This is a genomic window from Meiothermus sp., from assembly GCF_037443965.1.
GTDB lineage: Bacteria > Deinococcota > Deinococci > Deinococcales > Thermaceae > Meiothermus.
Genome location: NZ_JBBINI010000002.1, coordinates 1 through 23,115 on the forward strand (window position 1 = coordinate 1; position 23,115 = coordinate 23,115).

General features: G+C 60.8%; 13 protein-coding genes. 4 read left to right on the top strand and 9 right to left on the bottom strand.

The window, feature by feature from the left end; all coding sequences use genetic code 11:
- The 6 genes from WKI89_RS01595 to WKI89_RS01620 all read right to left on the bottom strand — a co-directional run.
- The coding region (locus WKI89_RS01595) for an SdrD B-like domain-containing protein (protein ID WP_337867469.1) at positions 1-6,529 on the bottom strand (6,529 nt) is incomplete at its 3' end.
- A gap of 429 nt (positions 6,530-6,958) precedes the next feature.
- Positions 6,959-8,767: a VWA domain-containing protein gene (locus WKI89_RS01600; protein WP_337867470.1), complete on the bottom strand. Its 1,809-nt coding sequence runs from the start codon at positions 8,765-8,767 to the stop codon at positions 6,959-6,961.
- Between the two features lie 82 nt (positions 8,768-8,849).
- On the bottom strand, positions 8,850-9,839 hold the full coding sequence (locus tag WKI89_RS01605) for a DUF5666 domain-containing protein (RefSeq protein ID WP_337867471.1): 990 nt from the start codon (positions 9,837-9,839) through the stop codon (positions 8,850-8,852).
- 8 nt (positions 9,840-9,847) lie between these two features.
- Positions 9,848-10,762, bottom strand: coding sequence for an LptA/OstA family protein (locus WKI89_RS01610; RefSeq protein WP_337867472.1), 915 nt, complete (start codon positions 10,760-10,762; stop codon positions 9,848-9,850).
- Entirely contained in the window at positions 10,759-11,328 is a 570-nt protein-coding gene (locus WKI89_RS01615; RefSeq protein WP_337867473.1) for a hypothetical protein, read from the bottom strand. Before WKI89_RS01615 ends, WKI89_RS01610 begins: the two co-directional genes overlap by 4 nt.
- Before the next feature lie 205 nt (positions 11,329-11,533).
- Positions 11,534-12,556 (bottom strand): peptidoglycan bridge formation glycyltransferase FemA/FemB family protein, encoded by a 1,023-nt coding sequence (locus WKI89_RS01620; RefSeq protein ID WP_337867474.1) that lies wholly within the window; start codon positions 12,554-12,556, stop codon positions 11,534-11,536.
- A 181-nt stretch (positions 12,557-12,737) separates the two neighbouring features.
- Here WKI89_RS01620 and pheA point away from each other — a divergent pair, with 181 nt between their 5' ends.
- A complete protein-coding gene (pheA, locus tag WKI89_RS01625) occupies positions 12,738-13,580 on the top strand; it encodes a prephenate dehydratase (protein ID WP_337867475.1) in 843 nt (280 codons plus the stop codon).
- A 106-nt stretch (positions 13,581-13,686) separates the two neighbouring features.
- On the opposite strand, the gene WKI89_RS01630 is transcribed toward pheA, so the two are convergent.
- A complete protein-coding gene (locus WKI89_RS01630; RefSeq protein WP_337867476.1) occupies positions 13,687-14,124 on the bottom strand; it encodes a hypothetical protein in 438 nt (145 codons plus the stop codon).
- 124 nt (positions 14,125-14,248) lie between these two features.
- Between WKI89_RS01630 and WKI89_RS01635 the strand changes: the two genes are divergently transcribed.
- The 3 genes from WKI89_RS01635 (at position 14,249) to WKI89_RS01645 (ending at position 18,493) form a co-directional block, all read left to right on the top strand.
- Positions 14,249-14,740, top strand: a complete 492-nt coding sequence (locus tag WKI89_RS01635; RefSeq protein WP_337867477.1) for an OmpH family outer membrane protein — start codon at positions 14,249-14,251, stop codon at positions 14,738-14,740.
- A gap of 12 nt (positions 14,741-14,752) precedes the next feature.
- Positions 14,753-15,244, top strand: a complete 492-nt coding sequence (locus WKI89_RS01640) for an OmpH family outer membrane protein (RefSeq protein ID WP_337867478.1) — start codon at positions 14,753-14,755, stop codon at positions 15,242-15,244.
- Between the two features lie 471 nt (positions 15,245-15,715).
- Positions 15,716-18,493: a DNA translocase FtsK gene (locus tag WKI89_RS01645; protein ID WP_337867479.1), complete on the top strand. Its 2,778-nt coding sequence runs from the start codon at positions 15,716-15,718 to the stop codon at positions 18,491-18,493.
- Positions 18,494-18,655: 162 nt separating this feature from the next.
- Here WKI89_RS01645 and WKI89_RS01650 read toward each other — a convergent pair whose 3' ends face one another.
- A complete protein-coding gene (locus WKI89_RS01650; RefSeq protein WP_337867480.1) occupies positions 18,656-20,533 on the bottom strand; it encodes a S8 family serine peptidase in 1,878 nt (625 codons plus the stop codon).
- A gap of 397 nt (positions 20,534-20,930) precedes the next feature.
- Positions 20,931-23,096, bottom strand: a complete 2,166-nt coding sequence (locus WKI89_RS01655; protein ID WP_337867613.1) for a VWA domain-containing protein — start codon at positions 23,094-23,096, stop codon at positions 20,931-20,933.
- Between the last annotated feature and the right edge of the window lie 19 nt (positions 23,097-23,115).

The following is a 23,115-nucleotide window of genomic DNA, read 5'->3' on the forward strand; positions in this document are numbered from 1 at the left end:
GCTCGTTGACGGTCACGGTCAGGTTGGCCGGGTTGGAGGTTTGTGGGCTGGTGTTGGGGTCGTTGTCTTGATCCGCGACGGTGTAGGGGATGGTCACCGTGCCGGTGAAGCCGGGCACAGGGGTAAAGACCACTTTGCCATCGGGTTCAGCCTCGAAGGTGCCGCGCCCCGGTACGGTGAAGGTGGTCTGGCGGCCTGGGGTGCTGGGGTCGAGGTCAATCGAGGCCGGGTCAATCGCGTTGGGCAGGTTGGCGCTGTCGTTGGCCACCGCGTCCAGGGTTACCGGGGTGCCCTTGGGCGTGGTCGCGCTGTCGTCGCGGGCGGTGGGCGGGGCTGGACGCGGGCGAATTGTGACGGCTATGTTGGCCGGGTTGGAGGTTTGGCCCAGGTTGTCTTTGATCGTGTAGGGCACTACCGCCGTACCCTCGAAACCCGGCACGGGGTCGAAGCGCACGGTGCCGTCGGGCTGTACCGTGAAGGTCCCCTTGCCGGGAATGGTACGGGTGGTTTCCTGGCCCGGCGTGCTGGGGTCGAGGTCTATAGAGCCCGGAACCAGGGTGGTGCCGGGGCTGGGGCTGTCGTTCAGAACAGCCGGCACAGTTACGGGCTGGTTAAAGTCACCCGCTTTGGCATCGTCGCGCGCCACCGGGGCGGGGGGCGGGGTCACGTTGACGGTCAGGGTGCTGGGGGGCGAGGTCTGGCCCAGGTTGTCCTGAATGGTGTAGGGAATCTGCACCGTGCCGGCAAACCCTGGCTCCGGCGTGAAGGTGACCTGGCCGGTGGTCGGGTTGAGGTCGAAGCGACCCTGGCCCGGTACGGTGCGGGTGGTTTGCTGGCCGGGCGTGCTGGGGTCGAGGTCAATCGAGCCGGGCACCAGCGTCGTGCCGGGGCCAGCGGTGTCGTTGGCCGGGGGATTCAGGGTAACGGGCGCACCAAACGGGGTGGTAGCGGTGTCGGGGTTCGCCACCGGAGGCGCGGGCGGGCCCACCGTCACGCGGATGCTGGCCGGGCTGGAGACCGCGCCGGCGTCATCGGCGATGGTGTACTGCACCGGCGAGGTGGTGCCGGTAAAGGTGGGGCTGGGGGTGAAGGTCACGGTGCCGTCGGGCTGGATTTGATAGGTGCCTTCTCCCGGCACGGTCAGGGTCTTGCCATCGGGCGAACGGGTGCTGCCCGCAGGCTGGCCGGATGGTGGGAATACCACGCTGCTGGGGTTCAGGGTACGCCCCGAAGCCACCAAGTCGTTGGTTTTGGGGTCGAGGGTCACCGGGGTGTTGAAGGGCGTGGTCGCGTTGTCGTCCACGGCCGCCGGGCTGCTGATGTCTACCGTGATGGTGGCGGGGTTGGAGGTCTGCCCGGTGCTGTCCTGGAAGGTATAGGTGACCGGTGTGGCCGTCCCTACGAAGGTGGGTACGGGGCTAAAGGTTACCGTTCCATCGGGGTTGATGCTGTAGGTACCCTGGCCCGGCACGGTCAGGGTCTTGCCGTCGGGCGAACGGGTGCTACCGGCGGGCTGTCCCGTTGCAGGGAAGACCACCGAGCCCGGTACGATGCTGGCCCCTTGGTTGGGGGTGGAGTCATTGGTCTTGGGGTCAATGGTCACGGGTGTGCCGGGCAGCGTGGAGGCGTCGTCGTTGACCGCAACCGGGGGCTGGGGCGGCTGCACCGTGACCGAGAGGTTGGCTTGGTTCGAGGTATTGCCGGTGTTGTCGCGCAGGGTGTAGGGGATGGTGGCGGTGCCGCTGAAGGTCGGCTCTGGGGTGAAGGTCACGTTACCGCTGGCATCCACGCTAAAGGTACCTTGACCGGGCACGGTGCGGGTCTTCTGGTCGCCCAGCGTGCTGGGGTCGAGGTCTATGGTGGCCGGATCTACGAAGCCATCCGGATCGCTGTCGTTGCCCACCGCGCTGAAGGTAACCGGGGTGTTGAAGGGGGTGGTGGCGCTGTCGTTCTGGGCTACCGGCGGATTGTTGAAACCAAAGTTGCGGTTGTTGGCAGCCGTGCCCGGTGCGATGTTCACCCCGGTGATCTGGGCGCTGGTGGGGGCCACGGGCTGCAAGGTTCCCAAGGCAGGGTTGCTCGAGCCCGTGGGTACCCGGATGGTGTAGGTGCCTGGGGCAACCGCATTGAAGCTATAGTTGCCGTTGGCATCGGTAGTTGTGGTGGAAACCACGCTTCCGCTGGCATCCACCAGCTCCACTGTGATCCCCGCGCCCAGGCGGGCGTCCTGCGGGGTTCCATCGAAGCTCTTGTTGCCGTTGAGGTCGTTGTATAGCGTGCCGGAGATACTACCCAGGTTGGTCACGAGGCTGACGGGGGTCGTGCTCGGGGTATCGCCGCCAGGGGTGCCGGGTAGCGCGCCGGGGCTGGCAGGGTTGGTGGTGTTGGTGCTGGTGTCGGTGGCGGTGGCCCCAGCAGGCGGAGTGGGGGTGCCACCTGGGAAGCTATAACCGGGGTTGGGGCCGGTGGGGGTGCTCGAGGCGTACACCGAGTTGTTCTGCGGAGCGCTGGGCACTGCAGACGCATCGGCGTACTGTACGCGCACGGTGAAAACAATGGTGCAGTTTTGGCCACCCTGGAAGGTATCGCTACCGCTCAGCAAGCGGGTATCGGAGGTGCCATCGAAGGAGGGATTGGGGGTGCAGGGTGCCGAACCCGCGGTTTTGGCCGGAGCCGAGATGATGGTAATGGTGGGTGAGTTGGTGGCGAAGGTCTGGGCTAGGTTTTCGGTGAGCTGCACGTTGGGCAGCGGCGTGGTGCCGGTGTTGCCCGCGACCACCGTGTAGGTGATGGTAAAGGTGCGCGCATCCACCTGCACCGGCGCTGCGGCCGACTTGAGCACATCCAGACCGGTTCGGCTGAAGCCAAAGTTCTGATTGGTGGAGGCGGTGCCGGGGCTTACGCTGACGCTACGGGTGCCGCTGGGCGGTGCGCTGGGGGTAGCCCCGCCCAGGTCGAGGTCGGAAGCCACTACCCGCACGGTGTAGTTGCTGGGTATTACCCCGGTGAAGGAGTAGTCGCCATTGCCATCGGTCTGGGTGGTGGACACCACGTTACCGCCGCTATCCACCAACTCCACCGAGACGTTGGGGAGGCGCGGATCGGTGCCGGGGTCGAAAGCGTTGTTATTGTTCTGGTCGAGGTACAGGGTTCCCGAGATACTGCCGGGGTTGGGCAGCGTGATGGGGGTGTTGCCGGGTGTATCGCCGCCGGGCGTGCTGGGCAGGCCCGCGGGCGAGGCCGGATGGGTGGTGTTGCTGCTGGTATCGGTGGCGCTGGCCCCCGGTGGGGGTGTGGGAACACCACCGGGGAAGGTATGGCCTGGGTTGGGGCCGCTGCCGGGCAGGCTCGAGGCGAAGACCTGGTTATTCTGGGGGGCGCTGGGAATGGCCGCGGTACTCGGGTAGACCAGTCGAACTGTAAACCGTATGGTGCAGTTCTGGCCCGGCGCTAGGTCGTCGGTTCCGCTCAGGAGGCCAAAGACGCTGGTGCCGTTGAACGAGGGGTTGGCTGTACAGGTGGCACCGGAAGAGGGGGTTACGACCAGGGCAGGCGTTCCGACCAGGCTGATGGTGGGGCTTCCGGCGCTAAAGGTGCGGCTCAGGTTCTCCGAAACCTGGACATTGGAGGCCAGCACATTGCCCGTGTTGCCCACCACCACCGCAATGGGCACTTCGTAGGTAGTGGGGTTGATCTGAACCGGGGTTCCCGCCGATTTGATGACGTCAATGACCACCTTCTGGAACCCGAAGTCCTGGGTGGTGGGGGCCCCCGCCGTGACCGTCACCGGCGCAGCACCGCTACTCGGTGCGCTGGGCGCTAGGTTGGTGGGAACCTGAGGATCGGTGGCCACGGCCCGCACCGTGTAGCTACCCGGCGCCACGCTGGGGAAGGCATACTCGCCGTTGGCGTCGGTCTGGGTGGTGGCGATCACGTTGTTGCTGCTGTCCAGCAACTGAACTTCGATGTTGGCCGGCAGGCGCGGCTCGGTAAGGGAATCGAAGCTGCCGTTGTTGTTTTGGTCGTTGTAAAGCGTCCCTCGGATGCTTCCAGGGTTGGGCGTGAGCGTCACCGGTGTAGCACTGGGGCTGTCGCCGCCCGGCGTACTTGGCAATCCGGCGGGGCTTGCGGGGTTGGCACTGTTGGTGCTGGCATCGGTGGCTAGGGCACCGCTGGGGGGCGTTGGGGTTCCACCAGGGAAGGAATAGCCGGGGTTGGGGCCGCTGGGCGTGCTCGAGCCGTAGGCGGTGTTGTTCTGCGGCACCGTGGGTACGGCTCCAGCGCTGGCGTAGGTCACCCGTGCCGAGAAGCTGATGGTGCAGCTTTGGCCGGCATTCAAGGTGTTGGAGCCACTAAGCAGACGTGTATCACTGGTACCGTTGAAGGCACTATTCAGGGTGCAGGTCGCACCACCGCCTGTAGCAACATTCAGCGAGCCCGCCACGAGGGTAATGGAGGAACTGCCGGGGAAGGTCTGGCTCAGGTTCTCGGTGACCTGCACGTTGGGCAGGGAAAGCTGTCCGGTATTGCCCACCACGATGGTGTAAGGCACCACATATGCAGCCGAAGCAACCTGCTGTGCCAGGCCTGCAGATTTGATCACGTCCAGGGCGCGGCGGCGGAAGCCGAAGTTTTGGTTCGTCACCGCACTACCAGCGGGCACCGTAACGGAGAGGTTGTTGGGGGTGGTGAGTGTAGAACCCGGTGGCAGATCGGGATCGGTGGTACTGACCCGCACCGTGTAGGTTCCGGGAGCGATACCGGTGAAGGTGTAGTTGCCCTGAGCATCGGTGCTCTGGGTTGCAATTACCGTACCACCGGAATTAAGAAGCTCGACCTGCACGTTGGCCAGGCGGGGTTCGCCGACATCGAGGCTACTGTTCCCATTGTTGTCGTTGTACACCGTACCCGAGATGCTGGGCGGGGGCGGCGTGACCTGGGTAGTGGCGGTCGAGCTGTTGTTGCCGCTGCTGGGGTCAATCACCCCAACAGGTGGGGAAATGCTGGCCGTATTGGGCAGCGAGCCGGCGCTGCTGGCAGTGCCGCTCACGGTAAAGGTTAGGTAGCTGCCGCTGGTGGGGTTGGCGGCCGCGGTGTTAACTGGTAGGGCACCGGTGGTTACGCTAATGCTGTTGCCTGTTCCCGAGCTGCTACCGCACGCCGCAGAACCGCTGGCCGTACAGGTCCAGGTTACCCCCGTCAGGGACGAAGGCACACTGTCGCTAAAGTTGGCACTGCTAACGGCAGTGGGGCCACGGTTCCAGACTTTAATGGTGTAGGTGACGGTGCTGCCCTGCGCAACACTGGCCGGGCCCGTTTTCTCGACGGCCAGGTCGGCCTCGTCGCGGATGGTGAGGGTGGTATTGACCACCGCAGTCGTACAGCGGGCACTCTGACCGTTGATGTTGGTGACGAGGTCTGCTCCTGCGGGCGCACCAGGGTTACTGACAGAGGCGATGGTATAGGTAAGTGGTTCGCTCCCTTCCACCGCGCTGTCGTTGGTGATGGTGATGGGGATGCGAATGGCCCCGATCTGACTGCCGGTAGCAGCATTGGGGTCATACTCCCCGGCGGGAATGTTCAAGGTGATGTCGCCGTTGGCGTTGGCGCTGGCGGTGGCGCCCGGACGGTTGGTGCTCGAGCCCACGCTAAAATCGGCGGTGGCGGCCACTCCGCTTCGGGTCAGGGTAATGATGGCACCGCTCCCCTGAACCGTGCCGTTGATGATGACCTCGAGGAAAACCGTGCCAGCGGACTCGCCCACACTACTCAGGGTGTTGCCGGAGCTATCCACGAAGCGGTTGATATCGGCCAGCGGGCGCAGTGTAATGCGGATGTTGTCGAGAAAATTGCCCTCGTTGGCCCGGCCACTGCCAATCACCCCCGGTGTGCCTCCGGCGCCAATTCGAGCCTCGAAGCCGTACTGGTAGAGCCCGCTGGGGCCGGTGTTGGTAAGCGTACCAGAGCGAATATTCCATGTGCTGGTGGAGGTGGCGGTCGTATCGGGGCCGGCGCTAATCAGCGTAACGCCATCAGCAGCATAAATAGCCGCCCTGGCAGTTTCGATTCCTGCATCAAAGCGTGCCCGGTGGCTGTAGGTGAAAGGCACGGACTCACCCGCCACCAAACAAACGTTCTGATACAGCCGACGTGGGAACTCTGCATTGAGTTCCGCCCACTGCTGGCCATCTGCTGCCGAACCCGAAGTCGGCGTGCGGAAATATTCAACGGGACGATAGGGTAAGCTGAAGGTAGGGCAGTTGAAGGCAGTGCTGTTGTAGGGGTCGTCAGTGGTGCGCCAGCCGGGCACCTTGTTGGCTTCGTTGGTTCCACTGTAGCTGCTATCAGGTAAATAACGCTGGGTGGTTCCCCCAGCAGCGGTACAGATGCCAGGAGAAGAAATGTTTGGAATCTCAAAGCTAGGATTTACAATGATACGGTTGGGAATTTGGGCTTGGACCAGCCCGGTAAAGAGAACCCACGCCACAATGCTCAATGAATTGAGACGGTGTAGAATTCCTTTGATCATCAACCCCTCCTCGCAGCGATTAAGAATTGTGGAACAAATATGCCAGGCACTAGGCTTTCATGCCAGCTTGATGATTTGGTGTTAATCTTCTTTGATTCCATAACGTAAACGCAGTTGGTCACCATACCTCCTGGCTCCATCCGATGCAATAAAAAAACCAGCGCTCCTGCATGACTAAAGAGCGCATTGCGAACTGCCACCCCATTCAGATACGCAAATGCAGCAATATTAATCAGTGATTAATAAAGCCTTGATAAGGCTATCACACAGCATAAGGGACGCGGTGTGAAAAATAAACATCGTTTTGCACAGCTTTTTCACAACCTCTCAGCATCCAGGGGTTTTTGGCACATATTTATGGGTGTGAAGGGGTTGTCCCTAGTCGGGGTCGTTCGCTACCATCCGGGGGCTAGCATCCTGAATCTGGCATCAGAAATACTTAGAGAAACGCTCGAGCACCGGCCCCAGTTCCCCTTGATCGCTGCGTACCACTACCCCACCTGTACCCTCGGCAACCAAGCGCAATGCTTCCCAGTCGGCTTCACCGATGCCTACGCTAAAAACATGAACGGTGTTTTGGGTAGGAAAAGCCAAGCCCGAGGCCACGATGTTTCTTAGCTGGGCACTCTCGGGGAACTCGAGCCGAACTTCCCGCTCCTGGCGGTCGGTCAGCTTGAGCAGCCCGGATATACCCACCGAGCCCGAGTTGGCAATACCATCGGAAAGCAACACCACCCCGCGGATGGCCTCCCTCGAGACCCCCTCGTAACCATCGGCCAGCTCCAGACCTCGTCTAATAGCCTCGTACATGGCAGTATTACCTCGTGCCGTAAGCGAGTCAATGGCCTCCACAATGGCAAAGCGGGTCTTGTTTAGAGGACCAATAGGAACCCGCACCTGAACGTTACTGGAAAATGTGACCAGACCCACGTGGGTGGCAGGCGCAGCCCGATCCAAAAAGCGCTTGGCCCCTTCTTTGGCCTGCTGGATGCGCTCGCCGGACATCGAACCCGAAGTATCCAGCACCAAGACCGCTACACCAGGCTTTTTCACATCTTCCCAACTGTTTTGAATAGCCCTAGCCACCTCGGGATCAAGCCTTCCCAGCAACTTTTTGGGTTCGCTGGGATTGATGCCGAGGGTCGAGTTAAGCACATCCGTAAAAGGTAGGTTGGAACCTGGGCGGAACCCCCAAGCCATGAACTGCTTTTGTACCGCTTCGGTCAGAAGATATTCCCGAACCACCTGGGCTGCGGCCCGCTGTTGCGGCGTGACCCAGTCGGCATTGGGAATGGCAAATGGATTGTCGTGCCAGACTGTGCCCTCTTTGGGGTACAGTGCAACAACCTCGTAGCCCGCATCGGTGATGGGTCGTTGCACCACTTGACCTCCTGGTGCGCTCTCGGCGTTCACTCGCCCTTGGTAAAGCCAGGGAAGGTTGTACTCCTCTAGGGGAGCAAAGTGCACAAAGCGCGGCCCCTGAAAGATTTTGGTCTGAAGCTTGAGGGTTTCGGGGTAGTAGTGGTCTACTGTAGCCTGGAAGCGCCGCACATAATTTTGGGTCTTGGCCGAGCGCACATCTTCTAGGGTGAGGTTGGAACCCGATTTTCCTGCGGCAGCCTGGTAGAGGAGTTGCAGGGTCGAACGGGCCGTGGAGCTTACCGCGGGGTCGGTAAAAGCCACCCTGGGTTTGCGCCCCCACTCGGCCTTGGCGGTGGGGCAAGCTGCCCATCCTTGGGAACTTTCCTTTAGGGCAATGATGTCCGACCAGCCGATGGGCTTGGCAGGCCAGCCCAGGCACTCTGCCATCTCGCGGAAGGTAAAGATGACCACCGGGGTACGCACGATGGAGGGCATCTCGGCAAAGTCGAAGACCGGCCGCCGGGTATCCAGGTTCACCTGGGCCAGCCAGTCGGAGGTCGAGGGGGAAAGTACAGTAGGTTCGCCACCGGTTCGCTCGGGGAAAGCCACCCCCTGGTTGAGCCGCCGCACTAGGTGGGTATACATCTCACCAGAGTTGACCGTTACGCTTTTGGCCTGTACGGTATAGCGCCGGGAACCAATCAGCACTGTGCGGCCCTGCTTATTAAACTCTTCTAGGGTTGGCTTGAGCACATTCTGTTTCTCGCCCGAGGTCCAGATCAGGATCTCAACTTTTTGGGTCGGATAGAAGAGGAAGAAAAAAGCCAGCGCCCCGATGAACCCCACCGCCACCAGAATCCGTACCAGGTTTCGCACGTTTACAGTTTAGGGCAAATCGGATTGTGACATGGGTTGCGCTACCCATTTCGATATGCGTGCCCTACCATCGGATGCCATCCTACGGGTCTTGGAACTCTCCTTTGACCCCTTCCAGCACCACCACATCGCTGGTGTCGAGGTTGTAAAGCACACGGGTTCCTTCGACGAAGCCATCTTTATTCTGGCTGCGAACGGGTTTGTCTTTGGAGCCAAAAAGATAGGCAATACGGTCTTTTTCGCGTACTACCGCAGTATCGGCGGTGGAGGTGCGGCCATCCTGCACCAACCGCACCCCCCCAAACAAGCGCAGAATCTCGTCGTCTACGTTGTAGATCATACGTTGGGCGCTACCCTGGAGGGGTTTATCGCCGGAGCGCTCGAGCTCGATGGGCCCCGCCACCCGTGCATCGCCGCTTTCGTTGTCGTAGTCGAGACGGCTGCCCCAGGCCTTGCTCTTGCCTTGCTGAACTTCCACCGCCCTCGGCGCTGGTTTGAGCTCGAGCTCGAGGCGATCTTCCTCCTCGATGTACTTAGCGGTGCCCCCAGTCATGAACACAAAATCGTTCACTTCGCGGATTTGCTCTACACGGGCAATGGCCCCAAAAGCCTTGGCGTCGTCACCAAAGGTAATCTGGACGCGAAAGGGAGCCGGATCGGCAAAAAGGGAGCGGCTCAAGGATGGGCCCTCCCGCTTACCCCCAATCTGCACGTCGAAGGCTTTGATGCTGCCGTCGTTCTGTTCGGCGGCCTCGAGGCGCACCTGCTGGCCTACCTTCAAATCGGCAAACTGCGCTGGCTTACCTTCGATCCAGAAACGGGTCAGCTTATCGGTGGTAAACTCCTGCTCGCCTAGGCGAAGGGACTTCTTTTCGGCATCCAGCGCCGTGATAAGCCCGCCATACAGGTCGCGTAGCTCGATGATGGCCGGGGGGTTGTCCGGCCCGGTTTTGACCACCACAATTTTTTTGCCCCGTCGCTCGATTTCGGCAGTGGTCTGAAAGGATGGCTCGGGTTCCTGCTGGGCTACGGCCACCAGCAACAGGCCCAGAAGCAACCAGAACCAGCGCATGGCGCTTATTATTGCTCACTTAGCTTGCGAAAATCGTTTACGGGTAGCCGTGGAGCCTGGGCCAGAACCCTAACTTGTGAGCGATTAACGTTGTGCAGGAGCGAATTGCCCGACAAGGTGGCCCGCTCTTTGGCGTTGACACTGCGGGCCGGTACGTTCTGATTCCCCACCCGGCCCGCCACAATGGTGGCCTCACCGGTGTTGTCGTTGTAAACCAAGCTGGCCCCCGTCGTAGTGATGTCGCCATCCACCAGGGTCACACCGCCGGTCGCCAGCAGGCGCTTCTCGTCGGTTAGGCTTCGGATTTCCTTGGCCCGAATCACCAGGTCACCCTTGCCTTCCCGCTTGCGGGTAAGCACGACTTCCCTGGCATCATTGAAGACCGCCAGCCCCTTGTCTTCCTCGTAGTACACACCCTTCGAGCGCCCTTCCTGACGACCATTCTTGAGGGTCACTCCACCTTCGCTGGTAGAGATGTTGGTATCCACCTCAAAGGTCATGCGTGGGGCTGTGACCTCTACGGGGTCACTGTTGCGGTCACGGGGTTCTTGCCGCATACGGGCATTTCCATCCAAAGTGCCACGCCCATTGGTCTCGCGGTAGACCAGCTTGGGGCCACTGGCGGTCATGCGGTCGCGCTTGACCACCACGCTGCCCTCGAAAGAGGCCACCCGCTCTCCCTCGGCTTCCTGCATGGTTTTACCCTGGGGAGCCTCGAGGGTGGCGCGGGTAGCGGTGATTTCCAAATCCTTGACTTTACCGATAACCCCACCGGGTTTACCACCCTCGTAAACCCAGGGGCCGTTGCGCAGGTTGCCCGAGCGCTGTCCGCCGGGGGCCTCGATGGTGATGATGCGCTGTTCCTTGCTCTGGGCCAGAACAGCCAGCGTTAGGAGAAACAGGATGAACCCAATACGCTTCATGAACTACCGCCTTCGATGGGGCAGGGAGGCTGCTCCCCGCCGGAGATAAACTTTTCGATCGGATTGCGCCAACTGGGGTTTTCGATGCCAAAATCGCTTTTGAAGTCAGTACCCTGCACCTCCAGGCTGGGCGCGGTAATCAAAACACTGGGAGCACGGAAGCCCTCGCGCTGGTCAATGGTCACCGGCATCTCACCCGGCTTTCCCAGGTTAACCGTGTAGCAGCCTTTGAGGATCTCCACCTTGGCATAAGGCAGCCGCAGGTTGTCGGCCCGGTCAATGGTCACCTCTGGAGCCGAAAGCCGCAAATCCAGGCGGTCCTCCACAAAGCGCTGCCCCGACTGCAAGCCGGTCACTTTGGCCTCGCGGGTGCCCGGGTCTTGTTCGACCTGAACGGCAGCAAACTCCCAACGGGCCTTGGGGTCTTGCTCGGGGTAGAGGGTAAGGCGGACGTTCTCGAGCCTCACCCCTCGGTTGGGGGTGGCGGGCGTTGGAACCGGGCGGCTCACCAGAAACAGGGAGAGCGCCCCAATTACAACCAGAGCGATGAGCGCAGGACGAACCACGGCTAGAGGGTAGAAGGAAGGTCGCTTAGAAGCGTGAACAGAGGGCTAAAGGTCATTGGGGCAGTTTGAATTTCCCATGAGTGGAGGCTAGGGGCCACCTTCACCCAGGATACATGGCTCCCCCCGTCACCCCCGTGCATTTCACGGTTTTCTAACTCCAAACAAGATGCCCATAGGTCTGTAGGCTTCCGGGTGAGGCGCGGCGTTACAACACGTCTCGAGGGGTGCCTCGGGTGCGGTAGTTGACCCAGTTTTTACGCCAGCGCAGGGCCTTCTTGATTGCGCCGTAGAGTGGCGAGAGGGCCACGTCGTAGGCGGGAAAGCGCACCCGGCTGCCGCCAAAACCCTCCTTGAACGCATCTATACCGGCCGCATGGCTGCCCTCGCTCTGACGGGGCACCCCCCATAAATCGTAGATCCGGTAGCCATTTTCGAGCCCCCAGTGGATGGCTCCCCAGTGCATGCCGTTGGGGGCCTTGGCGTTGGAGTGCTCGCGGCTGCTGCCCCCGTAGAGATAGTCCACCTTGCCAGCAAACGCCACAAACAAACCGGCGGCCAGAGCCCTGCCCTCCAGTCGGGAAATCGAAATGAAGGCCTGGCCCAGAGGTTGATTCATCTCCTTGAGCACGGTCTGGTAGTAGGTTTTGGAGTGTTGCAACAGCTTGGCCCGGCGGTTGGTCTCCTCAAAGAGCTGCCAGAATTCTTCGAAGGCTTCGGGGCCTTCGATGGTGGTCACAACGCGCTTTTCGGCCAGCTTGGTATTGCGTCGGTGCATGTTTTCCATGTTGGCAAGCAGCCCCTCGCGCCCAAGGGTCAGATCCAGCCAGATACTGTACTCAGGTTGGATGGTCTCCTCAATTTGCACCCGGGAGAATTCCGGTGCAGCCTGCAGGGCCGGCTGGCCGGTCTCGGGCTCGAGCTTCAGATACACTGCACCCTGCGCCCGCTGCTTGAGTACTTCGACCACCCTAGGGAGGTCCTGGATGCTTCGTAGTGCAGGGCCCCTCGAGGCATACAGCATCGAGACAGGCCCGATAAATCTGCGGCGAAAAAGCTGTGCAGCAGCGATAAGCTCACTATTATCATAAACCGCATAACGCTCCGGCTGCCAACCCGAAAGTTTTTTGACCTCGCCCCAGCCCCAAGACTGCAAAGCACTGCTAATCGGCAGCGACGAAACTTTCTGATTCCAGGCAGCCGCGTCGGTAATGGGTTCCAATCTCAACACGGTACATCATTATGCCCTATGAAGTTGCACTTGTTTGGGTTCTTGATAAACCATCGGGGCATTGGCTAAGTAGCATACATCGCTCAATCCTCTCCAGGAGCAATTTTCCTCATGCGGGATGCGATTGCGAAGTCGGTTGTTAGCTAAAACGGTCAGGGGGTGAACTATACTGGGCCGCGTGATGCGTATCGCTTTTCAAGGAACTGAAGGAGCCTATAGCGAGGAAGCCTCCTTGCGGGCGTTTCCCAGCGCACAAACGATTGGTCTACCTACCTTCCACCAGGTATTTGCTGCTGTGACCAACCACGAGGTGGATCGCGGTGTGGTTCCGGTGGAAAACACCACCGCGGGGATCATCAACCAAACCTACGACCTGTTGCTCGAGACCGACCTGCACGTGGTGGGCGAACTGGTACTCAAGGTCGAGCACTGCCTGCTGGCCCCGCAAGGGACACGCTTGGAGGATATTCGCAAGGTCAAGAGCCACCCCCAAGGCCTGGCCCAGTGTGACGGCTTTATCGCCCGGTACAAACTCGAGGCCGAACCGGTCTACGATACCGCCGGGGCCGCCCGCGAACTGGCCGAACATCCCCAGCCAGGCCTCGCCGCCATTGCCAGTCGCCGTGCTGCCGAGCGCTACGGACTGACCATTGTGGCTGAAGCGATTCAAGACTTCACCGGCAACTACACCCGATTCTTTGTGCTGGCTCGAGAAGATTTGCCGCGCCAAGAGGGCCCTTACAAAACCTCGGTGGTCTTCACCACCCGCCACCGCCCTGGCGAGCTGCTGGCCGCTTTGCAGGCTTTCGCCGACCAGGGCATCAACCTGACCAAGCTCGAGTCCCGCCCCCGCCGCGACCCCGACCGCCCCTTTTCCCCCATCTTCTACGCCGACTTTGAGGGGCACGCCGAAGACCCCGGCCCTTCGCTGGCCCTGCTAACCCTGCTGCGCCGCGCTTCGTTTGTGAAGGTACTGGGCTCCTATCCAGCCGTCACCAGTTGGGGGTTTGTCAAGGAGCCGTAGATAACGGGTCGCTGGGATTGCAGGGTGCTGGGTCGAAAGCCTAGACTCTCGACCCCCAGCGAACTTTGAGTTTCGGGCAAACTATCGAGCTAGTGTTGCATCGGCACTAGCGGAAGGTTGCGCCAAACAACAGCCTTGCCGACGGTGTTGCACTGAAGGGGAAAATACTCTGCCCACCCAAGAAGAGTCCGGTTGAATTATCCAGCGCAAATTCAATGCCCGCATCCAGGGTCAGGGCAAAGTTGGCATTGGGCAACCCCAAACCCAGGCCGCCGCCAAAATAGGGCTTGATACCCCGGAGGTCGCGGTCAAACTGGCCCAGGTCGGGCTTAAACAGCACCTCGCCGCCAATCAGGAAGCTGGGACCCTCAAACCGCACATCGCCGTAGATAAGGGCCACCAAATCGCGCTGGATGTTGGCCTCGAGGCCAAAGCCCAGGCTGGGCGCAGGCACCGAGATGCGGAGTTGAAAGGCTCGTTGGGCAAAACCGGTTGAGGCAAACGCTAGCAACAACAAAACGATCAAGACTGGTAAACGTTTCATAGCACACACCTCTGGTTTTGAGGTCACAGACCTCACAGCCGATACCATAGCCTAGCCTGGCCTAAATCGCCAGTGGCCTGGCTCTCACCCTGTGCTAAGGGCGTGCCTTTACAGTATGGCGCGTATGAAGCGTTTTTCGCTATTTGCACCCATACTGGCTGCAGTGCTCCTGAGCAGCCTGTTGGTTGCACAAAACCAGCCCACTGCCAGCAAAATCGGTTACCTCAATGCCCGTGTGGTAGTGGAAGCCCACCCCCAGTTCGCTAGGGTCAAGGATCTGCAGGCTCGTGCTGAGGCCGAGCTCAAGCCCCTCCGCGACCAAATTCAACCGTTGGATGCCAAAATACGTGCCGGGAATGCCACTGCCCAGGAACAGCAAAACTACCGCACCCTGGCCCAAAGTTTGCAGGAATCCAGCAAAAAATGGTCCGATCAGCAAAACGCAGCCCTGCGGCCCATTACCGAAGAGATTGACCAGTTGATCGGCAAGGTAGCCAAAGAGCAAGGCTTTGCCATCGTGCTCGACCAAGAAATAGCAGCCAGCAGCGGTCTGGTGGTTTACGCTGCCGAGGAGTTGGATATTACCCAAGCCATCGTTCGGGCCTTGCCCAAGTAATGGAGTGAGAGGATGAACAGAAACGGGTTGTTTGTTGTGGTACTGGCAGGTTTGTTGTTGGGTGGCTCGCTGATTGCGCAAAATCGCCCCACCCCCACCCGCATCGGTTATATAGATGCCGAAAAAGTGGTCCAGGCGCACAAAGACTTCAAGAAAGTCCAGGACGTACGCGCCCAGGCCGAGCGTGAGCTCAAACCGCTGCGCGATCAGATACAGCCCTTGGAAGCCAAGCTGCGGGCGGGCAATGCCACCGCTAAGGAACAGCAGGATTACCGTGTGCTGGCCCAAAGCTTGCAGGAAGCCGGGCGCAAATGGACCGATCGTAGCAACGCCGTTCTAAAGCCCATCACCGAAGAAATTGACCAGGTAATTGCAAGGGTGGCTCAACAACAAGGCTTCGCTATCGTGCTGGATAAGAAAGTGGCGGCCAGCAGCGGCCTGGTAGTCTATGCCGCCGACGAACTCGAGATTACCGACGCAGTGGTTCGCGCCCTGCCTAAATAGATGAACCCTAAATGAGCGTGGGTGGCACATCCCCCACGCTTTTCTTGTGATTAGAGCGCTCTTCAGAAAGAAGAGCACCACCTCATACAGTTTCCGCTTGAACCCTTCACCCTTGGACGTAGTCAAAGGGTGAAGGATTCAAGCCGATTTCGGCAGTATTGTTTAGGCTTTCAGAAGTGAAAGATACAGCCGAAATGCGTATCAATCATGAGAAGTGCTTCTCCAGGCTCATTTTTTGCCACTGGGAACCTCGAATCCCAAGTGTGGGCCGCGTGTGGCCCACGAGTGCATAATATACGTCTGGGCCTAGACACATTCTCGTTTTCGCCAGCAGCAAAAATAGCGAAGACCGCGATAAGGCAACACGCTTGCCCACGGCACATCCATTTTCTTAAGGTTCACGACCTGTTCGGCCATGCCGGTTTATTGTCAGGGTCAAGTTTAATTGCCAGTATGTTAGAATCGTAAACGATGGCAAAGGGCAAATCTAAAGGAGATCGAAACAAAGCCACCCCGACCGAACGCAAGCGCGACCTCGAGGCCTTCTCACTACTGGTACTGGGGCTGTCGGTACTCCTCGCCGCTGCCATCTACTTTGGTTCCAATTTGGCCGGACAGCTGGGCAGCACGGTGCAAAATTTTTTCTGGGGCAACCTAGGGTATCTGGCCTGGCTGGTTCCGCCCACCCTGGCCTTATTGGGGGTTTGGTTACTGTTGGACTGGCCCCTGGGTGGCTTTGCCAGGGCCACTGCCCTCGCTGCGGTGGGGGGCCTGATTAGTCTACCCCTGGTAGCGCATGCTTCCACGCTTCTAGGCGGCAGGCTGGGCAGTACCCTGCATGCCTTACTGGTAGGCCAGTTGGGCAATTTCGGTTTGCTAATTCCCTTGCTGGCCTTAAGTTTTGTGGCCGATATTGCTCTGCGCCAGCGCCCGGGATACTTGATTGGCAAAAGCACCCGGCGGGTGGCGCTGGCTGCAGAGCGGCTGCACCATTCCTACACCCTTTCGCAGACCGCCACCAAGCTCCTGCGCGAAGCGCAGGCGCTGGCCGAACGCTATCCTGAACACAAAACCTTAAATACCTTACAACAGGATCTCCAAGCCTTCCGGCGCAGGCCCCAGGATGGAGAGGTTATCGCAGGTTTTGCAAAATTGCTCGGCGATTTCAAAACCGAACGTGCCAAAGAGCTGGCAGGAAAGCTGGCAACTGAGCCCCGGCCTCTTCCGGTACGCCTCGAGCGCTTGGCGGCAGCCTTGGCAGCACCTCTTAAGGGCGAAGGATTGGCCCAGGCCCTGGAGGAACGTCGCACCGCACTGATGCTGGAAATCGGCACCTTGCTAACCAAAACCCAAGCCCTCGCCCGTAAGGCTGAGACCGTTGCTAAAAACCTGGGCAATCCCGCTACCGCCAAGGCTCTGCTGGTTGCACTGGACGAGCACCAGAATCGCCTGGCTGGCTGGCGCGAATCGGAAGAGCTAACTCTAGGCTTGGAAGAACGGGTAGACGGCTGGCTACGCTGGGCCGAGTGGGTGGAGTCAGCCCCGGCCGAAGCCCACTCCGCAGGATTGCGGGCGCTGCTGGAAAAAGGCTTGAGCGCTGAACCCCCTGCCTTCGAGGTGGCCACCGCCAAGCCCTCCACCGAGCCGCTGCTGGATTTCGATCTCGTATTCCCCGAACCCGACAAGGTAGGGGCTACCAACAAAAACGCCCTCCCCAGCGAGAAGCCCAAAACCAGCAAACCAAGCAAGGGTTCTACCCCGCAAGCCGCCAGCCCAGCCAAGGCTTCTACGGCCCTGCTCCTACCCAGCCTCGAGTTGCTGGATAAGCCCGAAGCGCCGCGCTACGACCCCAGGGCCCTCGAGATCATCACCCAGCACCAGGTGGAACATATCAACAACACCCTGCAACACCACGGCGTGGAGGCCCGGGTGGTGAGCTGGTCTAGGGGCCCCACCGTGACCCGGTTCGAGCTCGAGCCCGCCCCCGGCGAAAAAATTAGCCGGGTACAAAACCTGCACAACGACCTGGCCTTGGCCCTGGCCGCCGGCTCGGTACGCATCGAAGCGCCCATTCCAGGCAAAAGCGTGATTGGTTTGGAAGTGCCCAATGCGGAGCGCGAACTAGTACGCTACAGCGAGGCCATTCAAAGCTCCGCTTTCACCCGCTCCAAGGACACCCTGCCGATGGTGCTGGGTAAAAGCATTGACGGCGAGGTTTGGGTAAAAGACCTAGCCCGGATGCCCCACCTGCTGATTGCAGGCTCGACAGGTTCGGGTAAGTCGGTGGCGGTGAATACCCTCATCACCAGCTTGTTGTTCAAATACCTTCCCACCGAACTTCGCTTCCTGATGATTGACCCCAAGATGGTGGAACTCACCCCCTACGAGGGCATCCCCCATCTGGTGCGGCCGGTGGTGACCAACCCCGCCGACGCCGCAGGGGTCTTGCTGGGCGCCGTGGCCCACATGGAGCGCCGCTACAAGATGATGAGCCAGGTGGGGGCCCGAAATCTGGAACAGTTCAACCAGAAGATGCGCGCCGCCGGCGACGCCACCTTGCCCTATCTGGTCATCGTGATTGACGAGCTGGCCGACCTGATGATCACCGCCCCCAAAGAAGTGGAGCAGGCCATTCTACGGCTGGCCCAGATGGCCCGCGCCACCGGCATGCACCTGATTCTGGCCACCCAACGCCCCTCGGTGGACATCCTGACCAGCTTGATTAAGGTGAATGTACCGGCCCGCATGGCTTTTGCGGTCTCCTCGGGCTTCGACTCGCGCACCATCCTCGACACCTACGGCGCGGAGCGCTTGGTGGGCCAGGGCGACATGCTCTACCACCAGCCCGGCCTGCCCAAGCCGGTGCGCCTGCAAGGCCCCTTCCTCTCCGAGCCCGAAGTGCACCGCATCGCGACCTTCCTACGCGAACAGAGCTTCGAGGATTCTTTTGCCGAGTTGTACAGCTCCGATTTCGAGGGGCCCTTGCATCTAGGGAGTGGGACGCCAGGGGATGCTGGGGATATTGACTTTGGCGACCCTTTGCTCAAAAAAGCCGCCGAAATCGTGATCGAGGAGGGCTACGCCTCAGTCAGCCGGCTCCAGCGCCGTCTCTCGGTGGGGCACGCTAGGGCCGGCAAGCTGGTGGACGCGCTCGAGGCCATGGGCATCGTGGGGCCGCACCAGGGCAGCAAGCCCAGGGATGTGCTGATTACCCGCGACCAGTTGCCAGAGTATTTTGGCGGCGAATAACCGAAACAATACCAGCTCGGCGGTTCAGGTAAGCCACAATCTGCTAAGTGTCTCCATAGTTGAAATGCGAGATCCGATCCTCAAAGATCAGTGGGGAATTGCGTCAGGTACGCCTTGCCGATTCCGCTGGTTTGGCCCATCTACCCTGGCGCAACTTAGAGCTTATGGTTGTATCTGTATCGTCCCCAGGTCGAGGGTATTCCCGCCGTTCACCTGTACCTGACGCTCCATTTTAGGCTCACCGTTATCGCACAAGTTGTTACCGGAGTCGTCGCGGCAGGCTACCATGGTGTAGCGGCCCGGCACCAAAAAGGTCTCGAAGCGCCCATTGACCACCGGCACCCGCCGGGCAATGGGGCCACTCAGGCTTACCAGAAACTCACCCCTGGGCAGCGTCCAGCCAAAGGCCCCCGGCAGGTTGAGCAAACCATAGCCGTAGGCATCGTCCCGGCCCGGCGCGCCCAAGTCGGTGGCGCTCGAGCGAATCAGGTTCCAGGCTTCCGTGGCAGTGCTGGCCCGGCCACTGGACAGCGCCATGGCCAGCGCCGCCGCCACCTGGGGGGTGGCCTGGGAGGTGCCCATGTAGAAGGTATAGTTGGGCAGGTTGGTGGTGAAATTCCAGGTCGTCGAAAGTATGCCGCCTCCAGAGACCGCGGTGTTGCCTCCCGGCGCAGCGAGGTCTACTTCGCTATTTTGCTGGCTGTAGAAGACCACTTGATTGTTTTGATCGGTAGCCGCTACCGAAATAGCCCCTGGGCAGGCTGCCGGATAGACCTTTGCACCAGGGCTGCGGCTTTGAAAGTTTCCTGCGGCTGCCACCACCAGCACCCCTCGAGCCACCGCATCGGTTACCGCCTCGCACATCACATTGGAGAAAACCGTCGAGCCCAACGAGAGGTTGATGATCTGCACTGGCTGAAGATTTTGTAAGAGCTGACCGGCTTTCTCTACCGGGATGCCCGCAGCATAGCGGACCGCCAGGGCCACATCCTCGAAGGTGCCGTTGCCCGATGAATCCAGCACCCGCAAAGGCAGTACCTTGATGGGCGCGTTGTGGGCCAGCCCAACGACCCCCGAATCGGTGCAGGTTGAGCAGGCAGGCACAAATGTTCCGGCGTTCGCCACAACGATGCCGGTTACGTGGGTTCCGTGACTGCCTCCGGAATTGGAAAGCAAATCACAGGGGTCGGTCGGATTGTTGTCACCCGAGGTGCCCGGTACAGGCTCGCCGCAGGGGTCGTAGGGATCGGCAGGGTTGGTAGGCGGTGCGGCATCCCCCACAAAGTCGTAGGCGCCCTCGCCGGGCTGCCACAGCCGCCCGGCCAGGTCGGGGTGGTCGTAGCGCACCCCGGTATCCACCACCGCCACCGTGATGGGCGTCGGATAGGTTTGCTGGTAGGCAAAGCGTGCCCCGGTGGCCCGCAGGTACCACTGTTGGGGATAAAACTGGTCGGTGGGCTCGCCCTGGGCCGTTACCGTACCGTTAATTTCGGCCCACTCCACGCTGGGGTCGAGGCGCAGACGTTGCAGCAAAGCCTGGGGGTTCGGCGACTGGAGCTTGGTCAAACGGCTGATTCGGTCGTGGGACAAAACCCTGCTGCCCTGGGGCAGAATGGCCGTACGCAGGTCGGTGCGGTATTTGACCAGAATTTCTGTATGCGAAGTGCGCACACTGGCCGGTTGCCTTTCGGATTGCGCCGCCTGCACATTCAACGCCTCGCTCGCCCTGCTCGAGGCCACACTTACGTCGGAAACCGCGCCTACCACCTTGACCAAAGGCAAACGCACGGAGATTTCGGCCTCCACATCACCCGAAACAGCAAGGCTGCCCCTGTACTCGGACTGGCTCTGGATCTCCCCGTCAAACTCAGCCTTGAGTTGCACCACTTTGGGGCCCACACCACTCTGTGGTGTGACCCGTAGCCAACTGCTAAAGGAATCTAACCTCCAAGCCACATTGGAGCCGACCCGCAGCGAGAGGGTACCCTCGAGGCCCTCCATCACCACTTCGCCGGGAATAGAGTGGGTAGGTGCTGGCATCCAGGCATTTTGCGAGGAGCACCCTGCCAACAAAATCAGTGCCAGAAGTGAGTAAAAACGCATCTACTCAACACTAGCGCCAGCCAAACCAAAGTCAAGCCACTTTTGACCAATTCCAAGAAAGGCTAAAGACCCGCTACCTAAAAGTCCTGCAAAGGGTATTAACCAGAACTTCATCACACAGTGCGATGGCCTCATCTGCGCTCGAGGCCGCAGGCGCGAGCAGTGCGGCAAGCTGCCTGCAAATTGTCACACCGTGAGATGGCCTCGTCTTCGCTCGAGGCCGCAGGCGCGAGCAGCAGGGTGGACTGCTGAGCAGTACTTCACACGTTGGGGTGGCCTCGTCTTCGCTCGAGGCCGCAGGCGCGAGCAGCAGGGTGGACTGCTGAGCAGTACTTCACACGTTGGGGTGGCCTCGTCTTCGCTCGAGGTAGCGCTCCAGCAAAAATAACGCGAGCGCCAGCGCAATCAGGGGCCATTGCAGGCTGAAGGCTTTGCGTCCCGCCAGGCTTTGCAGTTCGGCGACATCGGCCAGAAGGCGGCCACCGCTCATCTCGGACAACCGCTGCAAATTGGCCCGGCCATCTTCAATGCGCCACTCGGGCTGGGTTGGCAGTTGCAGGCGCAATCGGGGCTCCTGGTTCTCGAACACCACGGCTTGACCCACAGCTTCTGGTGGCAGTTGAGCCTCAAAACGAAGGGGCCCGGTAGGGGCAAAGGGCTGTTCCTGGCCTGCGGTACGCAGACTGGGCCGTTCGAACTGGCCTTCCAGGAGCACCCGTACAGAATCCGGCTCCCGTACGGCCTCTACCCTGGGTCGTGCGGGGGTCTGCGAAAGCCAGCGCAGCAACTGTGCCATGAGGGCCGGAGTGCCCGGCCAGCCCTGCCACGAGCGCGAAAGATCGGTGGCCAGTGCTGCAACCCGGCCCCTTCCGCTCTCTCCTACCGCCAACACGGTTCCCTCGCCGGAGCTGAGCAGGGTCTGTGCCCAGGGTTTGGTTTTGACGGGCAGGATAACCGTAAGGGCAGGGGGGCTGGTATTTCGGGTGATGGGGTGTGGGCGCACCGAGACCGGAAAGCTCCCCTCGAGGGCTTCTCGCTTGAAAGCCCGCTGGGCCTCCTCGAGGAAAAACCGGGGCAGGTCCTGTGGGCTGGGCACATCCCAGAAGCTGCCCCCGCCTGCATTGGCCAGCTCGCGCAGGAACTGGCGGTCGGCATCGGCGCCGATGGCCACAGTGCTGGTTTTGATCTTGGGGCTGGCGTCGCGGGCCGCATCGAACAGGTCGGGGGTTACATCGGCGGCCAGCCCATCGGTCAGGGCAATGACCTGCTTAGAATCGGTGGGGACTTGCTCTAGGGCATCGAGGGCCTCGAGGTAGGCCCGGCGGATCATGGTGCCCCCTCCCGCCGAAGTAGACAACAACAGGCTCTCGGCCTCTTTGCGTCCTTGCTCGGTCATGGGCCGGGGCCGGAACAACCAGCGCGGACGGTCGGAGAAAACCACCACCCCGATGTAGTCCTGGGGGCGGGCCGAGCGGATCAGCTCGAGCGAACCCACCACCGCCAGCCCCAGTTTGTCGGCTTCCAGCATGCTGCCCGACACGTCCAGCACCAGCACCATCCCCACCCCACCGGGCTCCTCCACCGGCTCCACCGGCAGGCTTTCGGCCAGGCTGGTGCGCTCCCAACCGCCAAAGAACAACCCGCTGGGGGTCGCCGTCCACAACAGGCTTCCCCCCTGGTTCAGAAAGCTATGCAGCGCATCGAGTTCGGCCGCCGAGAGATCCCGTGCCCCAACCCCCAGGGCCACCACCTCGGCCCGAATTGGGAGGGTAATGTCCCGCCGCTCCTCCACCAAAAAACCCTGGGCTTGCAGGTAGCGGGCCAGGGCCGGGTCGCCCAGCACCCATACTCGAGTGGTATCGGCAGGGCTCAACTCCAGACGGGCCTGTTCACTGCCCAAGGGGCTCTCCACCCGTGCCGTAACCGTGCTGGGGCCATCCAGGCGAAAGCGATAGCCCACGCTGCTCCGGCCCGGCTGAACCTGCAGTTCCCGCTCCAGCGATCCGCCGGGCCCGCTCACAGTCAGCCTGGCCCGTACGTTGGCGGTAGACTCCAGGATGGCACGCACCTCGATGGTCTGGCCCTTGGCAGGAAGCGCCGGTGCCGCCAGAGAAAGCGAGAGGTTGGGGCTGGGAGGTTGGTAGAGGCCGTAGATGGGAACTCCGATGGGCTTGGCCTGATCCTGAAACAAGCCATCTGATACCAGCACAATTTGGTCGGGTCGCAGTTCCTGGGCCTTTTTCAGGGCTTCCGTCAAACGGGTGCCCTCCCCCAAATCCAGACGCCGGGCCGTTGCACTGGCCACCTGGGTAGCCCCGCTGGCGAAGGCCACGTATGCGGCTCCTGGTAACTGAATCTGGGGCGCGACCCTCCAAACCGCCTCCCTGACCGAAGGGCTCTGATCGAGCAGCACCACTGTCTGGACTGGCTGCAAAGGAAGACTGGGCCCCCAGAATGCGAGCAGCAGCAAAGCAATGGTCAACCCTCGCAACCAGAACAGCACAGTTTTATTATTGGGC

Coding starts and splice junctions, on each gene's coding strand:
- WKI89_RS01635 (WP_337867477.1), top strand. CDS start 14,249: ATGAAGCGTTTTTCGCTATTTGCACCCATACTGGCTGCAGTGCTCCTG.
- WKI89_RS01610 (WP_337867472.1), bottom strand. CDS start 10,762: ATGAAGCGTATTGGGTTCATCCTGTTTCTCCTAACGCTGGCTGTTCTG.
- WKI89_RS01640 (WP_337867478.1), top strand. CDS start 14,753: ATGAACAGAAACGGGTTGTTTGTTGTGGTACTGGCAGGTTTGTTGTTG.
- pheA (WP_337867475.1), top strand. CDS start 12,738: ATGCGTATCGCTTTTCAAGGAACTGAAGGAGCCTATAGCGAGGAAGCC.
- WKI89_RS01650 (WP_337867480.1), bottom strand. CDS start 20,533: ATGCCAGCACCTACCCACTCTATTCCCGGCGAAGTGGTGATGGAGGGC.
- WKI89_RS01630 (WP_337867476.1), bottom strand. CDS start 14,124: ATGAAACGTTTACCAGTCTTGATCGTTTTGTTGTTGCTAGCGTTTGCC.
- WKI89_RS01645 (WP_337867479.1), top strand. CDS start 15,716: ATGGCAAAGGGCAAATCTAAAGGAGATCGAAACAAAGCCACCCCGACC.
- WKI89_RS01605 (WP_337867471.1), bottom strand. CDS start 9,839: ATGCGCTGGTTCTGGTTGCTTCTGGGCCTGTTGCTGGTGGCCGTAGCC.